We start from the raw sequence: 22887 nt of genomic DNA, 5'->3' as shown, positions 1-22887 counted from the left end.
CATGCACCGCCGCCTTCTGCTTGCCTGCCTTGCCTCCAGCATCGCCCTGCCCGCCGCCGCGCAGCAGCCGGGGGTGCTGAACATCGGCATCGGCGGCGCCGTCACCTCGGTCGATCCGCATTTCTACAACGCCTCGCCCAACAACAGCCTGGCGATGCACATCTTCGACCGGCTCGTGGAGCGCGACGCCACGGCGCAGCCCTATCCGGGCCTCGCCGAGAGCTGGCGCACCGTCTCCGACACCGTCTGGGAGTTCAAGCTGCGCCCAGGCGTCAAGTGGCATGACGGCCGCGACTTCACCGCCGAGGACGTCGCCTTCACCATCCAGCGCACGCCGAACGTGCCGGGCAGCCCGGGCGGCTTCGGCGGCTTCGTCCGCGCGATCGAGAAGGTGGAGGTCGTGGACCCGCTGACCATCCGTTTCCACACCGCAAGGCCGCACCCGCTGCTGCCGACCGAGCTCGCCTCCGTCGCCGTCGTCTCCAGGCATGCCGGCGAGGGCGCGGGAACCGAGGACTACAACAGCGGCAAGGCCGCCATCGGCACCGGCCCCTACCGGATGGTGGCCTACCGCCCCGGCGACCGCACCGAGCTGGCGCGGAACGAGGCCCATTTCCGCGGCGCCGAGCCCTGGGCCCGGGTGAACTACCGCTTCATCGGCAATGACGGCGCCCGCACCGCGGCGCTGCTGGCGGGCGACGTCGACCTGATCGACCAGGTGCCCTCGACCGACCTCAACCGGCTGAAGCGCGACCCCAAGCTCACGGTGTCCGAGGTGCAGGGCCTCCGGGTGATCTACCTGGCCACCGACCATTCGCGGCAGAAGGACGTCCCCTTCATCAGCGACAACGACGGCAAGCCGCTGGCGGCGAACCCGTTCAACGACGTTCGGGTGCGCCGGGCGCTATCGATGTCGATCAACCGCGCCGCCCTTGCCGAGCGGGTGATGGAGGGCACCGCCCAGCCCACCGGCCAATGGTTGCCGCCCGGCACCTTCGGCTACAACCCCGAGGTCAAGCCGCCCGCCTTCGACCCGGAAGGCGCGAAGCGGCTGCTGGCCGAGGCCGGCTACCCCCAGGGCTTCCGCATGACCCTGCACAGCCCGAACGACCGCTACCCGAACGACAGCAAGGCGGCGCAGGCAGCGGCGCAGATGTTCAGCCGCATCGGCATCCGTACCGAGGTCGAGGCGGTGCCCTGGGCGAGCTTCTCGCAGCGCTCCAACCGGCAGGACTATGCGATCCGGCTGGCGGGCTGGGGCAGCGTGACCGGCGAGGCGAGCTATGCGCTGGTCAACATCCTCGGCACCTTCGACCGGGAGAAGCGGACCGGCGCCAGCAATGCCGGGCGCTATTCCAACCCGGAGCTGGATGCGCTGACCGCCCGCGCCGCGGCGACCATCGACGACAAGGCGCGCGAGGCGCTGCTGCAGCAGGCGGTAAAGCTGGCGATGGACGACGTCGCCATCATCCCGCTGTTCCAGCTGGTCAACAGCTGGGCGCTGCGGAAGGGACTGACCTACGACGCGCGGATGGACGAGCGGACGACGGCGATGGCGACGCGGGCGGCGAAGTAGAAAAAGGTCGGGGAGGGAAACAGGTGTTCCCTCCCCGAACCCCACCCTTCCCTTTTGGGAGTCGGCACCCGCCGCGCGGTGGGTGCCAGACCTCACAGAAATAGATGAGGGGGTCCGGGGGGAAAATACCTTCTCCCCCCGTCCTCATTCCTCCGGATCCGCCGGCGCCACCGGCAGGATGCTCGTCTCCTTCACCGTGGCGATCGCCAGCAGCGTCTCCACCCGCTGCACGCCGGGCAGGCTGCGCAGTTCCTCGTTCAGGAAGGTGTCGAGCGCGGCCATGTCGGGCAGGCGCAGCTTCAGCAGATAGGTCCAGGGGCCGGTGACGGCGTGGCATTCCAGCACCGCCTCCTCCCGCCGCATCGCCTTGCGGAAGGCGGTGTCGTCGCGGCCAGGCGCGACGGCCGCCAGCACATGCGCCAGCAGCGGGCAGCCGGCCTGGAGCGGGTCGAGGTCGGCGCGCCAGCCGCGGATGACCCCGCGCTCCTCCAGCCGCTTCACCCGCTCCGCGGTGGCGGAGACGGACAGCCCCGCGACCTTGGCCAGTTCCGCCAGCCCAGCGCTGCCATCCAGCTGCAGGGCGACGGTCAGGTTCCGGTCGATTTCATCCATGACGAGAGCTTAATCGCCCTCGCCCGGCTTGTGAACGGAAGGATTTTCGTCGGCCGGGGAATGACCCTCCGGTCGGCAGGCAGATCCATCCGGTTCACGCCTGCGGTGCTCGGCGGCTGAGCCGCTTCCGCCCAGCGGCGGTCGGATGACAGCAAACCATTCGATTCACGCCTGCGGCGCTCGGCGGCTGAGCCGCCTGCGCCCTTCGGCGATCGGCTGGGGTCAGACGTAGTGCTCGACCAGCGGGCGGAAGCCGTTGAAGGCCTGGCTCGCATAGGTCGTCACATAGGCGCCGGTCGAGAGCAGCTCCACCCGGTCGCCGCAGTCGAGCGCGAGCGGCAGGCGGTAGTTGGACTTCTCGTACAGCGTGTCGGTGCTGTCGCAGGTCGGGCCGGCGATGGTCACCGGGCCGTCCGCCTCGCCGTCATGCGGCGTGCGGAAGGCGTACTTGATCGACTCGCCCTCGGTCTCGGCCAGGCCGCCGAAGCGGCCGATATCCAGGTAGACCCAGCGCACCGGGTCGTTCTCCGCCTTGCGGGAGACGAGCACGACCTCGGCCGAGACCACGCCGGCATCGCCCACCATGAAGCGGCCCGGCTCGATGACGATCTCCGGCAGCGCATTGCCGAAATGCTGCGCCATGGCGCCCATGATGGCGGCGCCGAAATCGTCGATCTCCGGCACCTCGGCGCGGTAGCGCACGGGGTAGCCGCCGCCGAGGTTCACCATCCGCAGGTTGATCCCGGCCTCCTTGAGGTCGGTGAACAGCATCGACACGCGCCCGATCGCGGCCTCGTAGGCCGTGGTCTTGGTCTGCTGGCTGCCGACATGGAAGGAGATGCCATAGGGGTCGAGGCCGAGCTCGCCGGCCTGCACCATCAGCGCCTTCGCCATCTCGATGTCGCAGCCGAACTTGCGGTTCAGCGGCCATTCGGCGCCATCATTGCCGACCAGGATGCGGCAATAGACCCGGGCGCCCGGCGCGCTGCGCGCCAGCTTGCGCAGCTCGGCTTCCAGATCGAAGGCGTACATGGTCACGCCGGCCTCGAAGGCGGCGCGGATCGCGCTCTCCTTCTTGATGGTGTTGCCATAGGAGATCGCCTTCGGCGCCGCGCCGGCGGCGAGGCAGGCCTGCACCTCCTCGAGGCTCGCGGCGTCGAAGCAGGAGCCGAGGTCGACCAGGCGCTTGAGGATCGGGGCGGCGGGGTTCGCCTTGACCGCGTAGTAGACGCGCGCCAGCGGCATCGCGCCCATCAGGCGGCGATAGTTCTCCTCCACCCGGTCCACGTCGAGGACGAGGCAAGGCGTAGCCGGCGCGACATCGCGCAGATAGCGGGCGACCTTCGGGGTCATGCCAGCACCCTCCAAAGACAGGAAGGACCGCCCCCATGTTCCGGGACGGCGGCCCCAAGTTGACGAAACGGTCGAACGAACCAGCGACCAAGTGGACCGCACGGGGTGACCCGAACGGGGTTGCCAGAACGCTTGACGTCGTTGCGTAAACCTTGCGCTGCGGTGACCCGATACTTGGCGCCGTTGTGGAGGAGCGCCGGGGTTCCGTGGGCCTGGGGCCAGAGGCACGTGCGTACTGCGTCTAGGGCGGCATATAGGCGCCACCCCCTCCCCTGCAAAGCGGAAAATCGGCCTCGGCCGGATTTTTTCCAGCAACCTTCGCTGGCGGCCGGAATCTCCCCGGAACCGTCGCGAGGCTCAGGCTGAAACGCCTGCCGTCGGGCGAATCGGCCGGGAATCCACCGGTAGCGACCGCACCAAGGCGGGTTCAGCCGCTGAACATGTCCCGGGTGATGCTGGCGTACCAGGCATCGGCATAGGCCGCCTCCAGCCGCCGCTGCTCCGGCAGCACGCCGCGCGGAGAGACGCCGCCGGAGTTCGGCACCTCGACGAAGCCGCCCGGGCCGGGGCGGAAGATGCCGACGATGCTGATGCCGTAATCATCGGCCACATGGCTGTAGCAGGTATTGAAGTAGACCCCCTCCGGCGGCGCCTGCCCGCGCAGGGCGGCGGCGGCGCAGGCCACCGCCTGCTTCGCCGTATTGTTGGCGACGAAGCCGGATTTCGGCATCGGCGCGCCGTTGTTCGCGTCGCCCACGATGTGGATGTCCGGCGCGGCGCGGGAGGCAAAGGTGAGCGGGTCGACCTCCGCCCAGCCGGTATTCGCCGCGAGCCCGCTGTCGATGACGATGCGCGCCGCCGATTGCGGCGGGATGACGTTGCCGACGTCGAGCTTGTGGCGGGTGCCGAACTCGGTCTCGAAGACGCGCTCGGCCGGGTCGACCCGCGCCACCGCGCCGTCCTGGCTGGCCGGCACCCATTCGACCATCGCGCCGTAGAGCGCCTTCCAGCCATCCTGGAACAGGCCCTGCTTGCTGAAGGCGTCCTTGGCATCGAGGGCGAGGATCTTGGACTTCGGCTTGTGGCGCTTGAGGTAGGCCGCGACCATGCTGATCCGCTCATAGGGGCCGGGCGGGCAGCGGAAGGGGTTGGCGGGGATGGACATCCCGACCAGGCCGCCATCCGGCATCGCCTCCAGCTGCCGCCGCAGCAGCCGGATCTGGCTGCCGTCCCCGCCCATCCAGGCATGCGGGAAGACCTCGGCCGCGGCCTCGTCATAGCCCGGCAGCGCGCCCCAGCGAAGGGCGATGCCGGGCGAGAGGATCAGCTTGTCATAGGCCAGGGTCTCGCCGCCCTGCAGCCGGACGGAGCGCGCCGCGGCGTCGATCCCGGCGGTGCGGTCCTGCACCAGCCGGATCCCGGCGGCGCGCAGCCCGTCATAGGAATGGGTGATGTCGCCGATCTGCCGGGTGCCACCCAGGACCAGGTTGCCATAGGGGCAGGTGACGAAGCGGGCCATCGGCTCGACCAGCGTGACGGCCAGCTCGGGGTAGCTGGTCCGGGCGAAGCGGGCGGCGGAGGCGCCGCCGAAGCCGCCCCCCACCACCAGCAGCCGCGCCGCCCCCTGGGCAACGGAGACGGCGGGGGCGGCCAGCAGCCCGAGCGCGGCGCGGCGGGTCAGGCGCGGCATCAGCGGACCGCCGCGAAATAGGCGGCAGCCGCCGCCAGCTCGGCTTCCGTATAGCCGCGTGCGATGCGGTTCATGATGGTGCCCTGGCGCTGGTCGGTACGGTAGGCGCGCAGCAGGCCATCGAGTTCCGCCGCCTCCCGCCCGGCCAGCCGCGCGCCGGCGCCGATCCCTCGCCCCGCGGGCCATGGCAGCCGAGGCAGCCCTGGGCCGCGAGCGGCGCCGGGTCGGCCATGGCGGGAATGGCGAACAGGCTGGCGGCCAGCAGCGCGCCGGTGAGCCAAGGCTTCGATCGCATGGGCCGGCGCCCTCCCCTTCACCCCATGTGGAGAGAGTAGGGCGCCGCGCCCGGCCGACCAGCCGGAAAGCGCTCAGTTCCGGCCGAGGATGCCCTTGGTCAGCGGGCTCGAGGGGTCGGCGGCGTATTGCCGTGGCATCCGCCCGGCGAGGAAGGCGTGCCGCCCGGCCTCGACCGCCGCCTTCATGGCCCGGGCCATCCGCACCGGGTCCTTGGCATGGGCGATGGCGCTGTTCATCAGCACCGCGTCGCAGCCGAGCTCCATCGCCAGCGCCGCGTCGGAGGCGGTGCCCACCCCGGCATCGACCAGCACCGGCACCTTCGCGTTCTCGATGATGGCCCGGATCATCACCGGGTTCTGGATGCCGAGCCCCGAGCCGATCGGCGCGCCCAGCGGCATCACCGCGACCGCGCCCATCTCTTCCAGCCGCTTGGCGGCGATCGGGTCGTCCGAGCAATAGACCATGACCTGGAAGCCGTCCTTCAGCAGCGCCTCCAGCGCCTCGAAGGTCGCTCGCATGTCGGGGTAGAGGAAGGGCGGCGGGCCGAGCACCTCGAGCTTCACCAGGTTCCACCCCCGCCTCGCGCGCCAGGCGCAGGGTGCGGACCGCATCCTGCGCGGTGAAGCAGCCGGCGGTGTTCGGCAGGTAGGTGTAGCGCTTGGGATCGACGAAATCCTGCAGCATCGGCGCCGAGGGGTCGCCGAGATTCACCCGCCGCACCGCGACGGTGACGATCTCGGCGCCGGAGGCGTCGATCGCGCGGCCGGTCTCCTCGAGGTCCTTGTAGCGGCCGGTGCCGACGATCAGGCGGGAGCGAAAGCGAAGGCCGGCCACCTCCCAGGAATCCTCGTCGACGGCTGCCAGCGGGGTCGGAATGGTGTCCATGGCTCAGCCTCCGCCGATGAAGTGGACGATCTCCAGCTGGTCGCCGGCGCTGAGCGCCGTCGCGGCGTAGGTGGAGCGGGGGACGATCTCCAGGTTGCGCTCGACCGCCACCTTGCGCAGGTCGAGTCCGATGCGCGCCAGCAGGTCGGCCACCGTGGCGGGGTGGGGGATCTCCCGCGCCTCGCCGTTCACCGTGATGGATATCGTCGCCCCCATGCGGCGGAACATGGCGAAGCCGGCGGTCCGGGGCAAGGCACCCCAGGGGCGACCGCGACGCAGCCCTGCATCCCACCGCTTGCGGCACGAAAACCCCCGTGCTAGCCCACCCCCACCCGACAGGACACCCTGCCGTGACTCCGCCGCTGATCACCGTCCTGAATGGCCCGAACCTCAACATGCTCGGCACGCGTGAGCCGGAGAAGTACGGCCATGCGACGCTCGACGACGTTGAGGCGCTGTGCGCCGAAACCGCCGAGGGACTGGGCCTGGCGATCGATTTCCGCCAGACCAACGGCGAGGGCGAGCTGGTGACCTGGGTGCAGGAATGCCGCGGGCGCTCGGCCGGGATCATCATCAATCCGGCCGGCTACACCACCACCTCGATCGCCCTGCTCGACGCGCTGCTGGCGGTCGGGCTGCCGGTGATCGAGGTGCACATCACGAACATCCATCGCCGGGAGGAATCCCGGCACCACAGCTTTGTGTCGAAGGCGGCCACCGGCGTCATCGCCGGCCTCGGCGTGCAGGGCTATGCCCTCGCGCTGCAGGCCATGGCGGGGCTGGTCGATCCGCTCGACCCGGACGAAGACGCATGAGCAATGGCATCCAGTTCGACCCGGCGGCGATCCGGGCGCTCGCCCAGATCCTGAAGGACACCGACCTCACCGAGATCGAGCTGGTCGAGAAGGACAGCCGGATCCGCGTGGCTCGCAAGATGCCGGCCGCCGCCGCCCCGGTGCAGGTGGCTTGGCCCGGGCCGATGCAGCAGGCCCCGGCCGCGCCGCAGGCCGCCGCGGCGCCCGTCGTCGTCGCGCAGACCGCGGCGCAGCTCGCGGCGGAGGAGAGCCTCGACCTCGCGCGGCATCCGGGCCTGGTCGCCTCCCCCATGGTGGGCGTCGCCTATCTGGCGCCCGAGCCGGGGCAGCCTCCCTTCGTCACCCTCGGCTCCAAGGTCGCGCAGGGCCAGACCCTGCTGCTGATCGAGGCGATGAAGACCTTCAACCAGATCAAGGCGCCGAAGGCCGGCACCGTGACCCGCATCCTGATCGAGCCCGGCACGCCCGTCGAATACGGCGAGCCGCTGATGATCGTGGAGTAGGCGCGCGTGCGCATAGGGAAGGTCCTGATCGCCAACCGCGGCGAGATCGCGCTGCGGATTCATCGTGCCTGCCAGGAAATGGGCATCCGCACCGTCGCCGTGCATTCCACCGCCGACACCGCGGCGATGCACGTCCGGCTGGCCGACGAGAGCGTCTGCATCGGCCCGCCCGCGGCCCGCGACAGCTACCTGAACGTCGCCGCCATCCTCTCGGCCGCCGCCATCACCGGCGCCGACGCGGTCCATCCGGGCTACGGCTTCCTCTCGGAGAACGCCAATTTCGCCGAGATGGTGGAGGCGCACGGCCTCGCCTTCATCGGCCCGCGCCCCGAGCATATCCGCATGATGGGCGACAAGATCGCCGCCAAGGACGCGATGCGCCGGCTCGGCGTGCCCCTCGTCCCCGGCAGCCTCGGCGCGCTCGCCTCGGTCGAGGAGGCCCGCGCGGTGGCGGCCGAGGTGAAGTACCCCGTGCTGATCAAGGCCGCCGCCGGCGGCGGCGGGCGCGGCATGAAGGTGGCACATTCCGAGGACGAGCTCGAGGAAGCCTGGCGCGTCGCCCGCACGGAGGCCAAGGCCGCCTTCGGCAATGACGAGGTCTACCTCGAGAAGTATCTCGACCGTCCCCGCCACATCGAATTGCAGGTGATGGCCGACAGCCACGGCAATGTCGTCCATTTCGGCGAGCGCGACTGCTCCCTGCAGCGCCGCCACCAGAAGCTGGTGGAGGAGGCGGGCTCGCCGGTGCTGACCGCCGCCGACCGCGACGCGCTCGGCGCGCAGGTGACGCGGGCGCTGCGCGAGCTCGGCTACCGCAATGCCGGCACGCTGGAATTCCTCTGGCAGGACAACCAGTTCGCCTTCATCGAGATGAACACCCGGCTGCAGGTCGAGCATCCGGTGACCGAGATGGTCTGCGGCATCGACTTGGTGAAGGAGCAGCTCCGCGTCGCCGCCGGCGAGACGCTGGGCTACGACCAGTCCGAGATCCGCTTCCACGGCCATGCGATCGAGTGCCGCATCACCGCCGAGGACCCGGAGACCTTCGCCCCCTCCCCGGGGCGGGTGCACACCTACCACGCGCCCGGCGGGCTCGGCGTGCGGGTCGATAGCGCGCTCTATTCGGGCTACGCGGTGCCGCCGCACTACGACAGCCTGGTGGCCAAGCTGGTGGTGCATGGCGCGACCCGGGCCGAGGCGATCGCCCGTCTCAGGCGATCGCTCGCCGAGATGGTGGTGGACGGCATCCAGACCACGCTGCCGCTGCACCGTGCCATCATGGAGGACCCGGATCCCAGTCCGGGAACTATACCATCCATTGGCTGGAACGCTTCGTGGCGGGCCGGCAGGCGGCAGCGGGCGGCTGAGCCCGGGCCGGCGGCGCGGGCGCGGCGGCCCGGGATGGCGGCTCGCCGCCGGGTGACGCCGCGCGGCCCCCAGGGACGTGGCGTCAGCGGCTGCCGCTCGATATAGTCGGGCGATGCCGATCCCGCCTCCCGTCGCCTCGTGCTGAACGCGCGCCCCCTCGCGGGTGGGACGGGGCGGCGGATGTCCCGCGGCGGGGCGGGCCCTGCGGCATGAGCCGCCGGCAGATCGACATCACCCCCGACCTCATGCTGCGCGCCTATCGCGCCGGCCTCTTCCCCATGGCCGAGAGCCGGCGCGGCGACCGGCTCTACTGGCTGGACCCGGAGCGGCGCGGGATCCTTCCGCTCGATGCCGGCTTCCATCTGCCGAAGCGCCTGCTCCGCACCGTGCTGCGCAGCCACTACCGGGTCACCGCCGATGCCGACTTCGCCGGCGCCATCGCCGGCTGCGCCGCCCCGCGCCGGGCCGCGAGGACACCTGGATCAACCCGGAGATCGAGCTCCTCTTCCTCTCGCTGCACCGCCAGGGCCATGCCCATTCGATCGAGGTCTGGGACGGCCAGGCGCTGGTCGGCGGGCTGTACGGCGTCGTCCTCGGCGGCGCCTTCTTCGGCGAAAGCATGTTCAGCCGCGCCCGCGACGCCTCGAAGCTCGCCCTGGTGCACCTCGTCGCCCGGCTCCGGCTCGGCGGCTTCACCCTGCTCGACAGCCAGTTCCTGACCGAGCACCTGGCCCAGTTCGGCGCGCACGAGATCCCCCGCGCCGAATACAAGCGCCGCCTCGCCCATGCGGTGGGCGAGCAGGCGCGCTGGCTCGCCGCCCCCGACCCGGCGGCGCTCGAGGCCGAGATCCGCGCGCTGCGGGAGCCTGCCGCCGCGTGAGCGCCGCCGAGGACGGATTGGCCCCCGCCGCTGCGCGGAAGAAGCGCGTGCAGGGCGGCACCGCCACCGCCGATGTCGTGCTCTCGGCCCATGCCGGCGGCAATCCGGCGCTGTTCCCGCAGATCCTGGCGCTGCACGTGCCGGACGGCGCCATCATCGCCGACGTCACCTTCGGCCAGGGCGTCTTCTGGCGGGAGGTGACGCCAGGCCGCTACACGGTGCTGCCCTCCGACCTCGCCACCGGCACCGATTGCCGCGCCCTGCCCTATGCGGCCGGGGCGATCGACGCCCTGGTGCTCGACCCGCCCTACATGGAAGGCCTGCTGCGGCCGAAGGCCGATACCCGCGGCGGGCTCGGCAGCCATGTCGCGCTGCGCGAGTTCTACGCCGCGGGCGGCGCGCATGCCGCGCCCGGCGGCGGCCGCTGGCACCAGGCCGTGCTCGACCTCTACCTCGATGCCGGGCGGGAGGCGCGGCGGGTGCTGCGCGACCACGGCATCCTCATCGTCAAGTGCCAGGACGAGGTCAGCGCCAACCGGCAGGAGCTGACCCATGTGCAGATCGTCATGGGCCTCGCCGCGCTCGGCTTCTATGCCCGCGACCTCTTCGTCCTGGTCCGCAGCGGCCGGCCCGGCGTCGCCCGGCTGCTGCGCCAGGTCCACGCCCGGAAGAACCACAGCTACTTCCTGGTCTTCCAGAAGGTCCCGGCCGGCCAGGAGGTCGCCCGCTACCGCACCCGCGACCTGCCCCCGCGCGGCGCGCAAGGCGGCCTTCCCGCCGTCACGCTTCCGCCAGCGGTCGATCCGGCCTAGACAGCCGGCCTCGCGGCCCCCGCCGCACCTCCGGAGCCGCCCATGTCCGACCGCATCTCCCTCCCCAAGGACCGCATCAAGGTCCTGCTGCTGGAGGGGATCTCCGACAGCGCCGTCGAGCTGCTGGCCGGCGCCGGCTACCAGAACGTCACCCGGATGGCCAAGGCGCTGGACGGCCCGGCCCTGGCCGAGGCGCTTGCCGGCGTCCACATGCTCGGCATCCGCTCCCGCACCCAGCTGCGGGGGAGGCGCTGGCGGCCGCCGACCGGCTGATCACCGTGGGGTGCTTCTGCATCGGCACCAACCAGGTCGACCTCGACACCACCCGCACCCGCGGCATCCCGGTCTTCAACGCTCCCTTCTCCAATACCCGCTCGGTGGCCGAATTGGTGATGGGCGAGGTGGTGATGCTGCTGCGCGGCATCCCCGACCGCTCGCGCTCCGCCCATGTCGGCGGCTGGGACAAGTCGGCCGAGGGCAGCTACGAGGTGCGCGGCCGCACCCTCGGGCTTGTGGGCTACGGCAATATCGGCAGCCAGCTGAGCGTCCTTGCCGAGGCCTTCGGCATGCGGGTCATCTACTGGGACCACACGACGAAGCTGCCGCACGGCAATGCCCGGCCCTGCTCGTCGCTTGCCGAGCTGCTGGCCGAGGCCGACATCGTGACGCTGCACGTACCGGAGACGCCGGAGACCATCGGCATGATCGGCCGGGCCGAGATCGCCGCGATGAAGCCGGGCAGCATCCTGATCAACAACGCCCGCGGCACGCTGGTGGACCTCGACGCCGTGGCCGATGCGCTGCGGTCCCGCCACCTGCTGGGCTTCGCGGCGGATGTCTTCCCCGAGGAGCCGGCGAGAAACGGCGAACGCTTCACCAGCCCGGTCCAGGGCCTGCCCAACGTCATCCTGACCCCGCATATCGGCGGCAGCACGCAGGAAGCGCAGTCCCGCATCGGCCAGGAAGTCGCCCGCAAGCTGATCGAGTACAGCGACACCGGCGCCACCATGGGCGCGGTGAACTTCCCCAGGTGCAGCTGCCGGCGCGGCCGACCGGGGCGCGCTGGACCCATGTCCACCGCGACGCGCCCGGCGTGCTGTCGCGGATCAACGAGTCCTTTGGCAAGCGTGGCCTGAACATCGCGGCGCAGTACTACCAGACCTTCGGCGACCTCGGTTACGTGGTGGTCGAGAGCGTCGAGGCGCGGGATGCGGCGGAGGCGATCCTGGCCGAGCTGCGGGCGCTGCCGGGGACGCTGCGGGCGCGGCTGATCTACGAGCGGGAATAGGCCGGGCCGGAAATCCGGCTTTCGGACAAAGCCGGACGCGGGACTGGAAGGGCGCTGCCCCTCCAGGCCACCCCGCCAAAGGCCGAAAGGCCTCTGGACACCTTGAGCCGGGGGCGCGGAAACCGCGCTTTCGGACAAAGGCGGGGCGTGGGCGAAGGCCCGGGGCGATTCACGGCGGCAGTCGCGGGATGGCCCGGGCGCGTGCTGCATGGCCGGCCTCCTTGCCGGATGCCGGAACGTATCATGAACGAGCGGAAAACCTCAAGCGCTCAGGCGGCTTCGGGCTGACGCTCGCGGCGGGCGGCTTCCCGCGCCCGGCGGCGGGCCAGGGCCTGCAGCCGGGCGAGATCGGCCCCCGGCAGGCCGAAGGCCTCGAGCGCGGCGAAGCCGCGATGCGTCTCGGTCGTCGCGGCGAAGAAGCCGCGCAGGTCGCCCGAGCAGCGGGCCAGGGCGGCGGCGGCCTCGGCCGCCTCGTACTCGGCGAGCGCGACGCGGAAGGCGGCCTGCAGCTTCGGGCAGCCGGTGAGGCGGAAGGCGGCGCCGCGGCGCGGCCATTCGAGGCCGAGCGGCTGGGGGGCCGCCGGGTCGCGGGGGGAGCGAAGAAGTCGGCGGGCAGGCGTGGCAGGGCCAACGGGCGGATGCCCGGCAGGCGGGTGATCGGTTCCATCCCAGTCGCTCGCTTTATGGTCCAGCGGTTGCGGGGCGCGGGGGGTGCGCCCTGGGCGGGGAAGTTACCCCAGCCCGATCTGTTCGGGGAGTGGGGCTGTGTGGTTTCACTTGTGCTGTGGACGGAATTTCTCGCAGCACGTGTGGCGGTGCAGCATGACTATTTCGATCAATGTTCATTCCGAAAACCGTACGAAGTATCCTGGCGACGCGGCTCGCAAATCGGCCATCGGCGGGCAGGGGAATGGTGGTGCGACGGGTCGTTGCCGCTACGGCAAGGGTCCACCACGGCCGCATTCGCGCCGGTGCGGCGATGCAGCCAGCTCGGTGCGGGGGCAGCCGGATCACCTCCCCAGGTCGTGACCGGAACCCGGCCGCTGCGGGCAGCAGGGCGGCGCCCGCATGGCCGGCGTTGCGCCGGGCACCGAAGCCGCCTAAAACCGCCCCCTCGCCCAGGCCCGCCCCACCGGCGCGGCCTGCGCCCGCTCATTCACTCCACCCGGACAGGCAGCCCACCCATGGCAAAGATGCAGGCCAACCAGATGCGTGCCGGCATGGTCATCAGAATCTGAAGGCCAGCGCTACACCATCATCCGCCAGAACATCATGATCCCTGGCAAGGGCAATGCCATCATCCAGGTGGACATGCGCAACATCAAGACCGGGTCGAAGAAGGACCAGCGCTGGCGCACGGCCGACGTGGTCGAGCGGCTGGAGACCTCGGACGAGGAGTTCACCTTCTCCTATGCCGAGGGCGACAACATCATCCTGATGCACCCCGAGACCTATGAGCAGACCACGGTGCCGAAGGACATCCTCGGCGACCGCCTGCCCTTCCTGGTCGAGAACATGACCGTCCAGGTCCGCATGATCGAGGGCGAGCCGGTGGCGATGACCCTGCCCGAGCAGGTCACGCTGGAAGTCGTCGAGGCCGATCCGGTGGTGAAGGGGCAGACCGCCTCCTCCTCCTACAAGCCGGCCGTGCTCTCGAACGGCGTCAAGACCATGGTCCCGCCCTTCGTCACCCAGGGCGACAAGATCGTGGTGAAGACCGAGGACGCCTCCTACGTGGAACGCGCCAAGGGCTGAGGCCTCCGCGGCCCCTTTGGGGGCCGCGATCCCGTCCCCCGCCCGGGGGTGGGTCGCCGCCCCGCCGCCGGCGGGGATCCCGGGTGGGGCTGGCCCCGCCCCATGCCTGGCCCGCCGCCTTCCGCCGACCTCCAGGAACCCCCGCCGCCATGGCCTCCTCCCCGCGCCTCTCGCCCGCCCTCAACGTCGTCGTCGGCGCCGTCCAGAAGGCCGGCCGCCGCCTGCTCCGCGACTTCGCCGAGGTCGAGCAGCTCCAGGTCTCGGCCAAGGGCCCAGGCGACTTCGTCTCCGCCGCCGACATCCGCGCCGAGGAGACGCTGCGCACCGAGCTCACCCGAGCCCGCCCCGGCTTCGCCTTCCTGATGGAGGAAAGCGGCAGCCACGGCGGCGACGACTGGGAATGGCGCTGGGTGGTCGATCCGCTCGACGGCACCAGCAACTTCCTGCACGGCATCCCGCACTGGTGCGTCTCGGTCGGGATCGAGCGGCGGATCGAGGCGGACAGGACCGAGATCGTCGCCGGCGTCATCTACAACCCGGCCTCGGACGAGCTGTTCTGGGCGGAGAAGGGCGTCGGCGCCTTCCTCAACGACAAGCGGCTCCGCGTCTCCGGCCGGCGGGAGATGAACCACGCACTCTTCGCCACCGGCATCCCCTTCGCCGGCGTGCCGCGGAAGGCGGAATCCAGCCAGATCCTCGGCCGCATCATGCCGCAGGTGGCCGGCGTCCGCCGCTTCGGCTCGGCCGCGCTCGACCTCGCCTGGACCGCCGCCGGCCGCTACGACGGCTATTGGGAGCTCGGCATCAAGAAGTGGGACATGGCGGCCGGGCTCATCATGGTCCGTGAGGCCGGCGGCTTCGCCACCGACCCCGAGGGCGGCGACCCCTACCCCGAGGGCAACATCGTGGCCGGCAACCAGGCGCTGCACGGCAAGCTGCGCGAGGTGGTGCAGGAAGGCATCGCCGCCGCCACGGCCGCCCGCGGCCGCGCCGCGGACGCCGCGAGCCCGCCCGCCGCGGGTTGAGTTTCCAGCGCCGGCCATATCGCCTAGCCTGTGACCGTCCTGGGTGGAAACACTCAGGACGTGAATCGCCGGCTTACGCAAAGCCGGACCGGGATTGGTCTGACAGGGTCAGGCCGACTCCTGTCCTGCCTGCCGGCGCCAGGAACGGGGGCCTTGTCCAGCGTGATGCGCGTCTTGCCAGTCCGGATGGCCCTGCTGGCCGGGGCGCTCCTCGCCGTCGCGCCCGCGGCCGCCCAGCCGGTCCCTTCCGCCGAGGCGCTCCCGGCCGATCCGGCGCCGGCGCCGCCCGACCCTGCCAACCTCGCCGCCCCGCCCGGCCTGGCCCGGCCCGCGCCGGCCGCGCCCGACGCCCGCCCCTTCACCCTGCCGCCGGGGATGGAGGCGCTGCCCGGCGGCGCCTGGCGGCTCCGCTTCGCCGAGGGCCGTGACGTCCCGCCGCGTGCCGCCGATGCGCGCCCTGGCCGAGCTCGGCCGCCGCCTCGCCGCCGGGCCCGAGGGCCGCGTCGTGCTGCTGGCCCAGGCCAGCGGCCCGGCCGATGTCTCGACCGCCCGGCGGTCCAGCCCGGCCCGCGGCCTGGCGGTGAAGGAAGCGCTGGTGGCCGGCGGCCTGCCCGCCACCCGCATCGACATCCGCCCGATGGGCCGGACCGAGGAGGCGGCGGATGCCGTCGACGTCCAGCCGCCGGGCTCCCGGCCCGCCCCCGGTGACCGAACCCAGGAGCACCGCTTCGATGAATCCGGGCCGATGACCCCGCCGCTTCGCTTCCTCTGGCGCATGCTCGGCTTCCTCGCCGTGGTGGCGCTGGTCGCCGCCCTGCTCTCGCCGCAGCTGGCCAGTGCCTTCGCCACCAACCTGGTGCTGAACAGCCTGATCCTCGGCGTGCTGCTGGTCGGCGTGGCCTGGAACCTGCGGCAGGTGCTGACCCTGCGGCCGGAGGTCGACTGGCTCGAGCATTTCCGCAGCCCGAAGCACGGCGCCCCGGCCCAGCCGGCGCCGAGGCTGCTCGGGCCGATGGCCAGCATGTTCCAGGCGCGGCGGTCGGACCGGCTCAGCCTCTCGGCGGGGGCGATGCGCAGCGTGCTGGACGGCATCGGCTCCCGCCTCGACGAATCGCGCGAGCTGTCGCGCTACATGACCGGGCTGCTGATCTTCCTCGGGCTGCTCGGCACCTTCTGGAGCCTGCTGCTGACCATCTCCTCGGTCTCCGACGTGATCGGCGGCATGTCGGTCGGCTCGGGCGACCTGAACCAGCTGTTCAACCAGCTGAAGTCGGGCCTGGCGCAGCCGCTGAAGGGCATGGGCACGGCCTTCTCGTCGTCCATGCTCGGCCTCGCCGGCGCCCTCGTGCTCGGCTTCCTCGATCTCACCGCCGGCCAGGCGCAGACCCGCTTCTACAACGAGCTGGAGGAATGGCTGGCCGGCATCACCCGGCTCTCCTCCGGCGTGCTCGGCGACACGGGCGGCGAGGGCGGCAGCGTCCCGGCCTATGTCCAGGCCCTGCTGGAGCAGACCGCGGAGAACCTCGAAGGGCTGCAGCGCATCCTGGCGCGCGGCGAGGAAGGCCGCACCCAGAACGCCCAGGCGATGATGACGCTGACCGAGCGGCTCTCGACCCTGACCGACCAGATGCGCGCCAGCCAGCAGCTGATGCTGCGGGTGGCCGAGCAGCAGGCCGCGCTCGGCCCGGTGCTGCAGCGGCTGGCCGAGGTCCAGGCCGGGCCGGCGGCGGACGAGGTGGTGCGCGGCCATCTCCGCAACACCGAGATCTACCTCTCCCGCATGCTGGAGGAGATGACCACCGGCCGCGCCCAGTCGACCGCCGAGCTGCGCAGCGAGATCAAGCTGGTCGCCCGCACCATCGCCGCGCTGGCCGAGGAGCAGCCGCGGTGAGGCGGCCCGCCGCATGGCGCTAGGCGGCAACCGGCGCAACCGGGGCGGCGGCGGGCTCGATGCCTGGCCGGGCTATGTGGACGCGCTGTCCACGCTGCTCATGGTCATCATCTTCGTCCTGCTGGTCTTCGTCCTGGCCCAGGGTTTCCTGAGCGTCGCCCTCTCCTCGCGCGACCGGGCGCTCGACCGGCTGAATGCCCAGGTGGCGGAGCTGGCCGAGCTGCTGGCGCTGGAGCGCGGCCAGGCGACCGAGCTGCGCAGCTCGCTCGCCCGCACGACCGAGGAGCTGCGCGCCGCCGCCTCCGCCCGCGACCTGCTGACCGGCCAGCTGCGCGAGGCACGCGAGGCGCGCGACCGTCTCGGCGGCGAGCGCGACGCGGCCCAGGCCGAGCGGGACCGGCTGAGCGCCCGCCTCGCCGACCTGGAGCTCGCCGGGCGCGGCGGCGCGGAGCGGCTGGCCTCGCTCGAACAACAACTGGCCGAGGCGCTGCGCCGGGCCGAGAGCGTCGGTGGCGATGCCGCCCAGACCATCCGCCGGCTGACCGATACCGGCCGGTCGCTCGCCGCCGAGCAGGCGGCGCGGCAGCGGAGCGAGGCACGGGTCGCTGAGCTCGACAAGCAGCTGGCAGACAGCCGCGGCGCGACCGAGACGGCGCGGCGCGAGCTGGCCGCGCTGCAGCGGCAGGTGCAGGACAGCCAGGCGCAACTGGCCGAGGCGCAGCGGCAGCTCGCCGCCATGCGCACCGAGATGGCCGCGCTCGACCGCCAGGTGACGGTCGGCAAGACGACGCTGGAGGCGCGCCTATCCGACCTCGCCCGGCTCGGCGACCAGGTCCGCAGCCTGACCGCGCTGCGCGACCAGCTGGAGCGCCAGGCGCAGGAGGCGCTGAAGCGCGCCGCCGATGCGGACCGTGCCCGGACCACCGCCGAGGCCGCCACCGGCACCGAGGCCGAGCGCCGCCAGGCGGCCGAGCGCGCCGCCGCGGAGCAGGGGCGCCTCGCCGAGAGCGCCCGCGCCCAGGTCGCCCTGCTGACCCGGCAGATCGAGGAGCTGCGCGGCCAGCTCGGCCGGCTCGCCGCCGCGCTCGATGCCGCCGAAGCGGGTGGCCGCGACAAGGACGCGCAGATCCTCTCGCTCGGCACCCGGCTGAACGCCGCGCTGGCGGCGCGGGTCGAGGAGCTGCAGCGCTACCGCAGCGACTTCTTCGGCCGGCTGCGCGACGTGCTGGGCGACCGCGCGGATGTGCGGATCGTCGGCGACCGCTTCGTCTTCCAGTCGGAGGTGCTGTTTCCGCCCGCCAGCGCCGACCTCTCCGCGGCCGGGCAGCAGCAGATCCGCGAGATCGCCCGCGTGTTGCAGGAGATCGCGCAGAAGATCCCGGCCGACGTGAACTGGCTGCTGCGGGTGGATGGTCATGCCGACCGCCTGCCGATCCGCGGCGGCGGGCGCTATGCGACGAATTGGGAGCTTTCGGCGGCGCGCGCCATCGCGGTGGCGCAGCTGCTGATGCAGGAAGGCCTGCCGCCCAACCGGGTGGCGGCGACCGCCTTCGGCGACAACCAGCCGCTGGACCCCGCCGAGACGCCGGAAGCCTATGCCCGCAACCGTCGGATCGAGCTGCGGCTGACCGACCGTTGAATCAAGAAGGGCCGCGGCGTCTCCGCCGCGGCCCCTTCGATGCTGCGTCCGGGCTACTACGCCTGGGCGACCGGGTCCAGCTTGTAGCCGCCGCCCTCGGTCAGCAGCAGGCGGGCATGGGTCGGGTCGGGCTCGATCTTCTGCCGCAGGCGGTAGATGTGGGTCTCGAGCGTATGCGTCGTGACCGCGCTGTTGTAGCCCCAGACCTCGTTCAGCAGGATCTGCCGCGGCACCGGCTTGCCGCCGGCCCGGTAGAGGAATTTCAGGATCGAGCTTTCCTTGTCGGTCAGCCGTACCTTGCGGTTGCGCGCCGGCTCCAGCAGCAGCTTGGCACTGGGACGGAACAGGTAGGGCCCGATGGTGAAGACGGCGTCTTCCGAATTGTCGAAGACCCGCAGCTGGGCGCGGACCCGGGCCAGCAGCTCGGGCAGCCGGAAGGGCTTGGCGATGTAGTCGTTGGCCCCGGCATCCAGGCCGCGCACGACATCCTGTTCGGCATCCGCGCCGGTCAGCATGATGACCGGCATCTTCTTGCCGTCGCGCCGCAGCTTGGCGCAGAGGTCGCGGCCGTCGCCGTCCGGCAGGCCGATGTCGAGCAGGATGGCATCGTAGCGGACATCGCCGTCGGCGAGCTTGGCGGTGGCCTCCGCGGCGCTCTCGGCCTCGTCGGCGGTGAAGTCGCCTTCCATGGCGATCTGCTCGGCGAGGGTTGCCCGGAGCGCGGCATCATCCTCCACGATCAGGATAGGGCGGGGAGTGGCCATGCGGACCTCCGACACGTGATAGGTTACAGGGTCGGTGACATTGCAAACCTGCGCGATGCTCAACCCGTCAGAAGTGATTGAAACCATCGGGTGAGAAAACGCACCTCACGGACGCGTTGAACCGTCAACACAATATTGCGATGAACGGTCCCGTACCGGATTCAGAGCAACTTGCCTTCGAATGGCGGCTTCAGATCCGGTGCGTCGAACTCGACAACCCATAGATCAGGGTCGCGTTTCACCTGCCGCGCGACATAGGCATCGGTGGTCGATCTCGTCGACCGGCGCCGGACCGGTGCCGCGCAGCCAAGCCGGCCGGCCTTCCGAGTCGCGCACCTGGCTGAGGACGACGAGTCCCTCCCTACCCCGCAGGATGCAAAGGATTCCGCCCGGATCGGGGTCCCCCTTGCGCAGCACCGCGCCGCTCCGCCCGGCAATATCCGCCAGCCGCAGCGCCATCGAGACCCAGATCCCCGCCTTCACCCGTGCTTCCATGCGGCGCATAGGGGCCCGATCCGCGCCCCCGTTCAAGCCCTCACCGCTTGCCCCGGCGTGCGGCCTCCGCCACATCTCCGGAGTCGAAGAGGTTCCCATGGATCAACGCAAGATGACCGAGGCCCAACGCGCCTATGAGGCGAAAAGGGCCGCCAAGGCGGGCATGAGCCTGGAGAAGTGGCTCGCCAACAAGGAGAAAGACGCCGCCGCAGAGCGCGCCCAGGCTGAAAAAACGGCAAAAGCCGAGGCCGCGCCCAAGAAGCCGGGCTTCTTCGCCCGCATGCTGGAGAAGGCGCAGAAGCCGCTCTGACGGACCCGTTGCCGGAACGCAGCAGGTGATCGCCGGTTGCCCATCCGAAATCAGACCATCCGCAGCAGCGTGCCGTCGCGGCGGATGGCCTGGTGGTAGATCGCGCCGCCGACATGCAGCACGAGCAGCACCAGGATCGACCAGCCGCCGATCGTATGGAGGGTCTGCAGCACCCCGGCGAGGTCGGTATTCGGCTCCATGAATTTCGGCAGGTCGATGAAGCCGAGATAGGCGGTTGCCCCCTGCATCGGGAAACCCCAGGCATTGGTGGCGAGGAAGCCGAGGATGGGCTGCAGGACCAGCAGCGCATACAGGGTGTGATGCACCGCCGCCGCGGCCTTCCGCAGCACCGGCGGGACATGGGCGGGCAAGGGCGCGGGACGATGGGTGAGCCGCCAGGCCAGCCGCAGCGTCATCACCAGCAGGATCGTCAGCCCCGCCGATTCATGAATGGCATAGGCGCCGTACTTGATGGCATTGGCCGCCGCCAGATAGGCCTGCGCCGCGGCGTCATCCGGCTTCAGGATAGCCTCGTCCGGGGCGGTGAAGTACTGGATGAGCAGGCCGCCCGGCAGGGCGATGCCGACCAGCGCCGCCGTGATCCAGTGGAACCACTTGGCCGGGCTGGTATAGGCCCGGGACGCCACGCTGGCCGTGGCCGGGACCACAGGCTCTGCCATCACCGTCATGACGCTCTCCTCTTCCGCCGCACTCAGCATGGCACGGCCCGCTGCCGCTCCGGATGACATGATCGCCGCGCATGCGGATTGGAGCATCGATCCCCGCAAGCGCTGGATCACCTGGGCCCGGCGCAGGAATGGGCAATGGCGGGCCGTCGCGCCGGCGCCGGTCGGCGACCTCACCGCGCTGCTGCCGCGGCTGCTGGCGCCGGGCCTGCCGGTGGCGCTCGGGCTGGACCTGCCGCTCGGTGTGCCGCGGGAATTCGCCGCGGGGCGGCCGGAGCCGGGCTTCGCCGCCTTCCTGCGCGGCCTGGCCGGGACGCCCGACTTCTTCACGGTCAGCCCCGGGCTCGAGACCGTCTCCCCTGCCCGCCCCTTCTACCCAGCCCGCGGCATCGCCGGGATGACCCGGGCGGCGCATGCGGCGGCGCTCGGCCTGTCGGGCCCGATCGCCCTCAGCCGCTGGTGCGACCGCGCCACCGCCGAACGCCCGGCCGGCGCGCCGCTGTTCTGGACGCTCGGGGCCAACCAGTCCGGCAAGGCGGCGATCACCGCCTGGCGGGACTGGATCGTCCCGGCCCTGGCGGCGGCGGCGCCGATCCGGCTCTGGCCCTTCGAGGGGGCTGCACGACCTGCTGGCGCCCGGCATTGCAGTGCTGGCCGAGGTCTATCCGGCCGAGGCGCTGCGGCATTGCGGGCTGGCGCTGGCCGGCAGCAAGCGGGCCCAGGCGCCGCGTCAAGCCTTGGCACCGGCGCTGCTGGCGGCGATGGCGGCGCGCGAAGTGCGGCCCGACCCCGCGCTGGCCGCCATGGCCGTCGCCGGCTTCGGCGCCGATGCCGCCGGGGAGGACCGCTTCGACAGCGTCATCGGCCTATTGGGCCTGATCGGGGTGCTGGACGGGCTGCGCCCGGATTTCTTGCCGGACGACCCTTGGGTGCGCGGCTGGGAAGGCTGGGTGCTGGGCCAGACCGCGCTGCCGCGCCCCGCCCCGCCGCCGCCCTAGCCGGCTGGTCCAGGCGCATCGTGGCACGATTGCCTGGCCTGGCCGCCCCGGCCCTGCTTCAGCCGGCCCGCTGCAAAGGCGGCCGCAGCCCGGCGAAGGCGGCGATCGCCTCGAAGTCGGCGATGTCGAAGACCGCCTCGCGAGTTGCCTCCGGCGGCCAGGGCGTGCCGCGGCCGGCGCGTGGCGCCCGGCGCCCGAACGCCGTGCCATGCGACGCGGCGAGCCGGCCGGGCCGATCCGCCACATCCTGATCCTGGTTTCGGTCCATAGCCATCCTGTGCGCTGCCTCCTCGGGGTCGGTCCCGCGGGGGCTACGGGACAAAGACGCCGGACGGATGCGTTCCGTTGCGTCCTGGCCGCACAAGATTCACTCGGTAACACCGCTCGCCGCGGCGTCGGTCGCTCAGCCGAGGAAGTCGACCACTGCGTTCAGCGCCGGCTCCGCCGCCACACGCAGCCCGGCCGGACGGGGCGCCGCGGCAACGCCATGGACCCGCAGCAGTGCCGCCGTCGCCGCTGAGATCGGCTACCCGCAGCGCGACCAGCGCCATGTGGTCGCCGCGCCCGGCGGGGTCGGGGGCGGCAGCGCCCAGTTCGGCCGCCACCAGCGCATGCGGCGCCACCTCCACCACGACCGGGCCGCAGGGCAGCAGCACCCGTCCATCGGCCGCGGCGGTGACCGCCGCCTCCCCGAACATCCGGCGGAAGCTCGCCGCCTGTCGTTCCGGGTCGCGCACCGAGAGCAGCACGCGGGCGACCGCGGTCGCGCCGTTCGGGTGCGCTCGCCATTCCGGCCGCCAGACATGCTCAGGCGTCAGGTGCTCGCACCAGTAGACCCGGCCGTCGAAGGCGGCGGCGCGGTCGAGCCGCACGGTGCGGAACCGGGCATCGTCCCGCCTGCCGTCCGGCAGGTCCACCGGCCGGTGGAAGGACTGCGCCGGCAGCGCCGGGACGCCGGCGCCGAGCAGACGGGCGGACAGCGCCACGGCGTCGTCCGTCTTGAAGACCAGCCCGTTCAGCCCGACCGGGTAGCTGGCGATGTCCGGCCGCAGCGCCCCGCCGGGGATGTCGGTGCCGAGCAGCTCCAGGTAGTCGTCCCGGAAGACCGCCAGGTGGTTGGCCGAGCCGAGGCTGTGCTTGCCCATCGGCGTCAGCTGGAAGCCGAGCGCGGCCATGCGCGCCGCGCCCTCGGCCATCCGGTCGCGGACGTCGAAGACGAGATGGTCGAGGACGGGGACCATCGGC

The 22887-nt window shown here is 71.7% G+C and carries 17 protein-coding genes and 6 pseudogenes; 13 read left to right on the top strand and 10 right to left on the bottom strand.

Features of this window, described 5'->3' with window-relative positions; all coding sequences use genetic code 11:
- Window position 1: 1 nt before the first annotated feature.
- The gene (locus tag ACQ86J_RS33390; protein WP_431268888.1) at window positions 2-1576 is read left to right on the top strand and encodes an ABC transporter substrate-binding protein; all 1575 of its coding nucleotides are present in this window, start codon (window positions 2-4) and stop codon (window positions 1574-1576) included.
- A 144-nt stretch (window positions 1577-1720) separates the two neighbouring features.
- On the opposite strand, the gene ACQ86J_RS33385 is transcribed toward ACQ86J_RS33390, so the two are convergent.
- The 6 genes and pseudogenes from ACQ86J_RS33385 to thiS form a co-directional block, all read right to left on the bottom strand.
- Window positions 1721-2188: an Lrp/AsnC family transcriptional regulator gene (locus ACQ86J_RS33385; protein WP_431268887.1), complete on the bottom strand. Its 468-nt coding sequence runs from the start codon at window positions 2186-2188 to the stop codon at window positions 1721-1723.
- A 222-nt stretch (window positions 2189-2410) separates the two neighbouring features.
- Window positions 2411-3541 (bottom strand): type III PLP-dependent enzyme, encoded by a 1131-nt coding sequence (locus ACQ86J_RS33380; protein ID WP_431268886.1) that lies wholly within the window; start codon window positions 3539-3541, stop codon window positions 2411-2413.
- A 427-nt stretch (window positions 3542-3968) separates the two neighbouring features.
- Window positions 3969-5231, bottom strand: a complete 1263-nt coding sequence (locus ACQ86J_RS33375) for an FCSD flavin-binding domain-containing protein (RefSeq protein ID WP_431268885.1) — start codon at window positions 5229-5231, stop codon at window positions 3969-3971.
- On the bottom strand, window positions 5231-5512 hold the full coding sequence (locus tag ACQ86J_RS33370) for a hypothetical protein (RefSeq protein ID WP_431268884.1): 282 nt from the start codon (window positions 5510-5512) through the stop codon (window positions 5231-5233). Before ACQ86J_RS33370 ends, ACQ86J_RS33375 begins: the two co-directional genes overlap by 1 nt.
- 87 nt (window positions 5513-5599) lie before the next feature.
- Window positions 5600-6413 (bottom strand): annotated as a pseudogene (locus tag ACQ86J_RS33365) (thiazole synthase).
- A gap of 3 nt (window positions 6414-6416) precedes the next feature.
- The gene (thiS, locus tag ACQ86J_RS33360) at window positions 6417-6665 is read right to left on the bottom strand and encodes a sulfur carrier protein ThiS (RefSeq protein ID WP_431268883.1); all 249 of its coding nucleotides are present in this window, start codon (window positions 6663-6665) and stop codon (window positions 6417-6419) included.
- A gap of 98 nt (window positions 6666-6763) precedes the next feature.
- On the opposite strand from thiS, the gene aroQ reads away from it, so the two are divergent.
- From aroQ to ACQ86J_RS33310, 10 genes and pseudogenes are all read left to right on the top strand, one after another.
- On the top strand, window positions 6764-7228 hold the full coding sequence (gene aroQ, locus ACQ86J_RS33355) for a type II 3-dehydroquinate dehydratase (RefSeq protein WP_431268882.1): 465 nt from the start codon (window positions 6764-6766) through the stop codon (window positions 7226-7228).
- Window positions 7225-7731 carry an acetyl-CoA carboxylase biotin carboxyl carrier protein gene (gene accB / locus ACQ86J_RS33350; RefSeq protein WP_431268881.1) on the top strand — a complete coding sequence of 169 codons (507 nt, stop codon included), beginning with the start codon at window positions 7225-7227 and terminating at the stop codon, window positions 7729-7731. Before aroQ ends, accB begins: the two co-directional genes overlap by 4 nt.
- Before the next feature lie 12 nt (window positions 7732-7743).
- A pseudogene (gene accC / locus ACQ86J_RS33345) lies at window positions 7744-9098 on the top strand (acetyl-CoA carboxylase biotin carboxylase subunit).
- A 210-nt stretch (window positions 9099-9308) separates the two neighbouring features.
- Window positions 9309-9979 (top strand): annotated as a pseudogene (gene aat / locus ACQ86J_RS33340) (leucyl/phenylalanyl-tRNA--protein transferase).
- Entirely contained in the window at window positions 9976-10791 is an 816-nt protein-coding gene (locus ACQ86J_RS33335) for a hypothetical protein (RefSeq protein ID WP_431268880.1), read from the top strand. The pseudogene aat and the gene ACQ86J_RS33335 overlap by 4 nt, the downstream one beginning before the upstream one ends.
- 42 nt (window positions 10792-10833) lie before the next feature.
- Window positions 10834-12079, top strand: a pseudogene (gene serA / locus ACQ86J_RS33330) (phosphoglycerate dehydrogenase).
- Window positions 12080-13263: 1184 nt separating this feature from the next.
- Window positions 13264-13834: pseudogene (efp, locus tag ACQ86J_RS33325) on the top strand (elongation factor P).
- Between the two features lie 149 nt (window positions 13835-13983).
- Window positions 13984-14859, top strand: coding sequence for an inositol monophosphatase family protein (locus tag ACQ86J_RS33320; RefSeq protein ID WP_431268879.1), 876 nt, complete (start codon window positions 13984-13986; stop codon window positions 14857-14859).
- Window positions 14860-15604: 745 nt separating this feature from the next.
- On the top strand, window positions 15605-16750 hold the full coding sequence (locus tag ACQ86J_RS33315) for a flagellar motor protein MotA (RefSeq protein ID WP_431272625.1): 1146 nt from the start codon (window positions 15605-15607) through the stop codon (window positions 16748-16750).
- Between the two features lie 13 nt (window positions 16751-16763).
- Window positions 16764-18389: a peptidoglycan -binding protein gene (locus tag ACQ86J_RS33310; RefSeq protein ID WP_431268878.1), complete on the top strand. Its 1626-nt coding sequence runs from the start codon at window positions 16764-16766 to the stop codon at window positions 18387-18389.
- Between the two features lie 56 nt (window positions 18390-18445).
- Here ACQ86J_RS33310 and ACQ86J_RS33305 read toward each other — a convergent pair whose 3' ends face one another.
- Both ACQ86J_RS33305 and ACQ86J_RS33300 read right to left on the bottom strand, forming a co-directional pair.
- Entirely contained in the window at window positions 18446-19153 is a 708-nt protein-coding gene (locus tag ACQ86J_RS33305; protein WP_431268877.1) for a response regulator transcription factor, read from the bottom strand.
- Window positions 19154-19314: 161 nt separating this feature from the next.
- Window positions 19315-19648 (bottom strand): annotated as a pseudogene (locus ACQ86J_RS33300) (DUF1491 family protein).
- Window positions 19649-19745: 97 nt separating this feature from the next.
- On the opposite strand from ACQ86J_RS33300, the gene ACQ86J_RS33295 reads away from it, so the two are divergent.
- Window positions 19746-19958, top strand: coding sequence for a hypothetical protein (locus ACQ86J_RS33295; protein WP_431268876.1), 213 nt, complete (start codon window positions 19746-19748; stop codon window positions 19956-19958).
- A 50-nt stretch (window positions 19959-20008) separates the two neighbouring features.
- On the opposite strand, the gene ACQ86J_RS33290 is transcribed toward ACQ86J_RS33295, so the two are convergent.
- Complete coding sequence (locus ACQ86J_RS33290) at window positions 20009-20647, bottom strand: cytochrome b (RefSeq protein WP_431268875.1); 639 nt, start codon at window positions 20645-20647, stop codon at window positions 20009-20011.
- A 58-nt stretch (window positions 20648-20705) separates the two neighbouring features.
- Between ACQ86J_RS33290 and ACQ86J_RS33285 the strand changes: the two genes are divergently transcribed.
- The gene (locus ACQ86J_RS33285; RefSeq protein WP_431268874.1) at window positions 20706-21893 is read left to right on the top strand and encodes a hypothetical protein; all 1188 of its coding nucleotides are present in this window, start codon (window positions 20706-20708) and stop codon (window positions 21891-21893) included.
- 60 nt (window positions 21894-21953) lie between these two features.
- On the opposite strand, the gene ACQ86J_RS33280 is transcribed toward ACQ86J_RS33285, so the two are convergent.
- Entirely contained in the window at window positions 21954-22883 is a 930-nt protein-coding gene (locus tag ACQ86J_RS33280) for a VOC family protein (protein ID WP_431268873.1), read from the bottom strand.
- Window positions 22884-22887 lie beyond the last annotated feature (4 nt).

The organism is Dankookia sp. P2, from assembly GCF_050632255.1.
Lineage (GTDB): Bacteria > Pseudomonadota > Alphaproteobacteria > Acetobacterales > Acetobacteraceae > Paracraurococcus.
The sequence above is the reverse complement of the archived record's forward strand: the minus strand, read 5'-3'. Positions and strand labels throughout refer to the sequence as shown.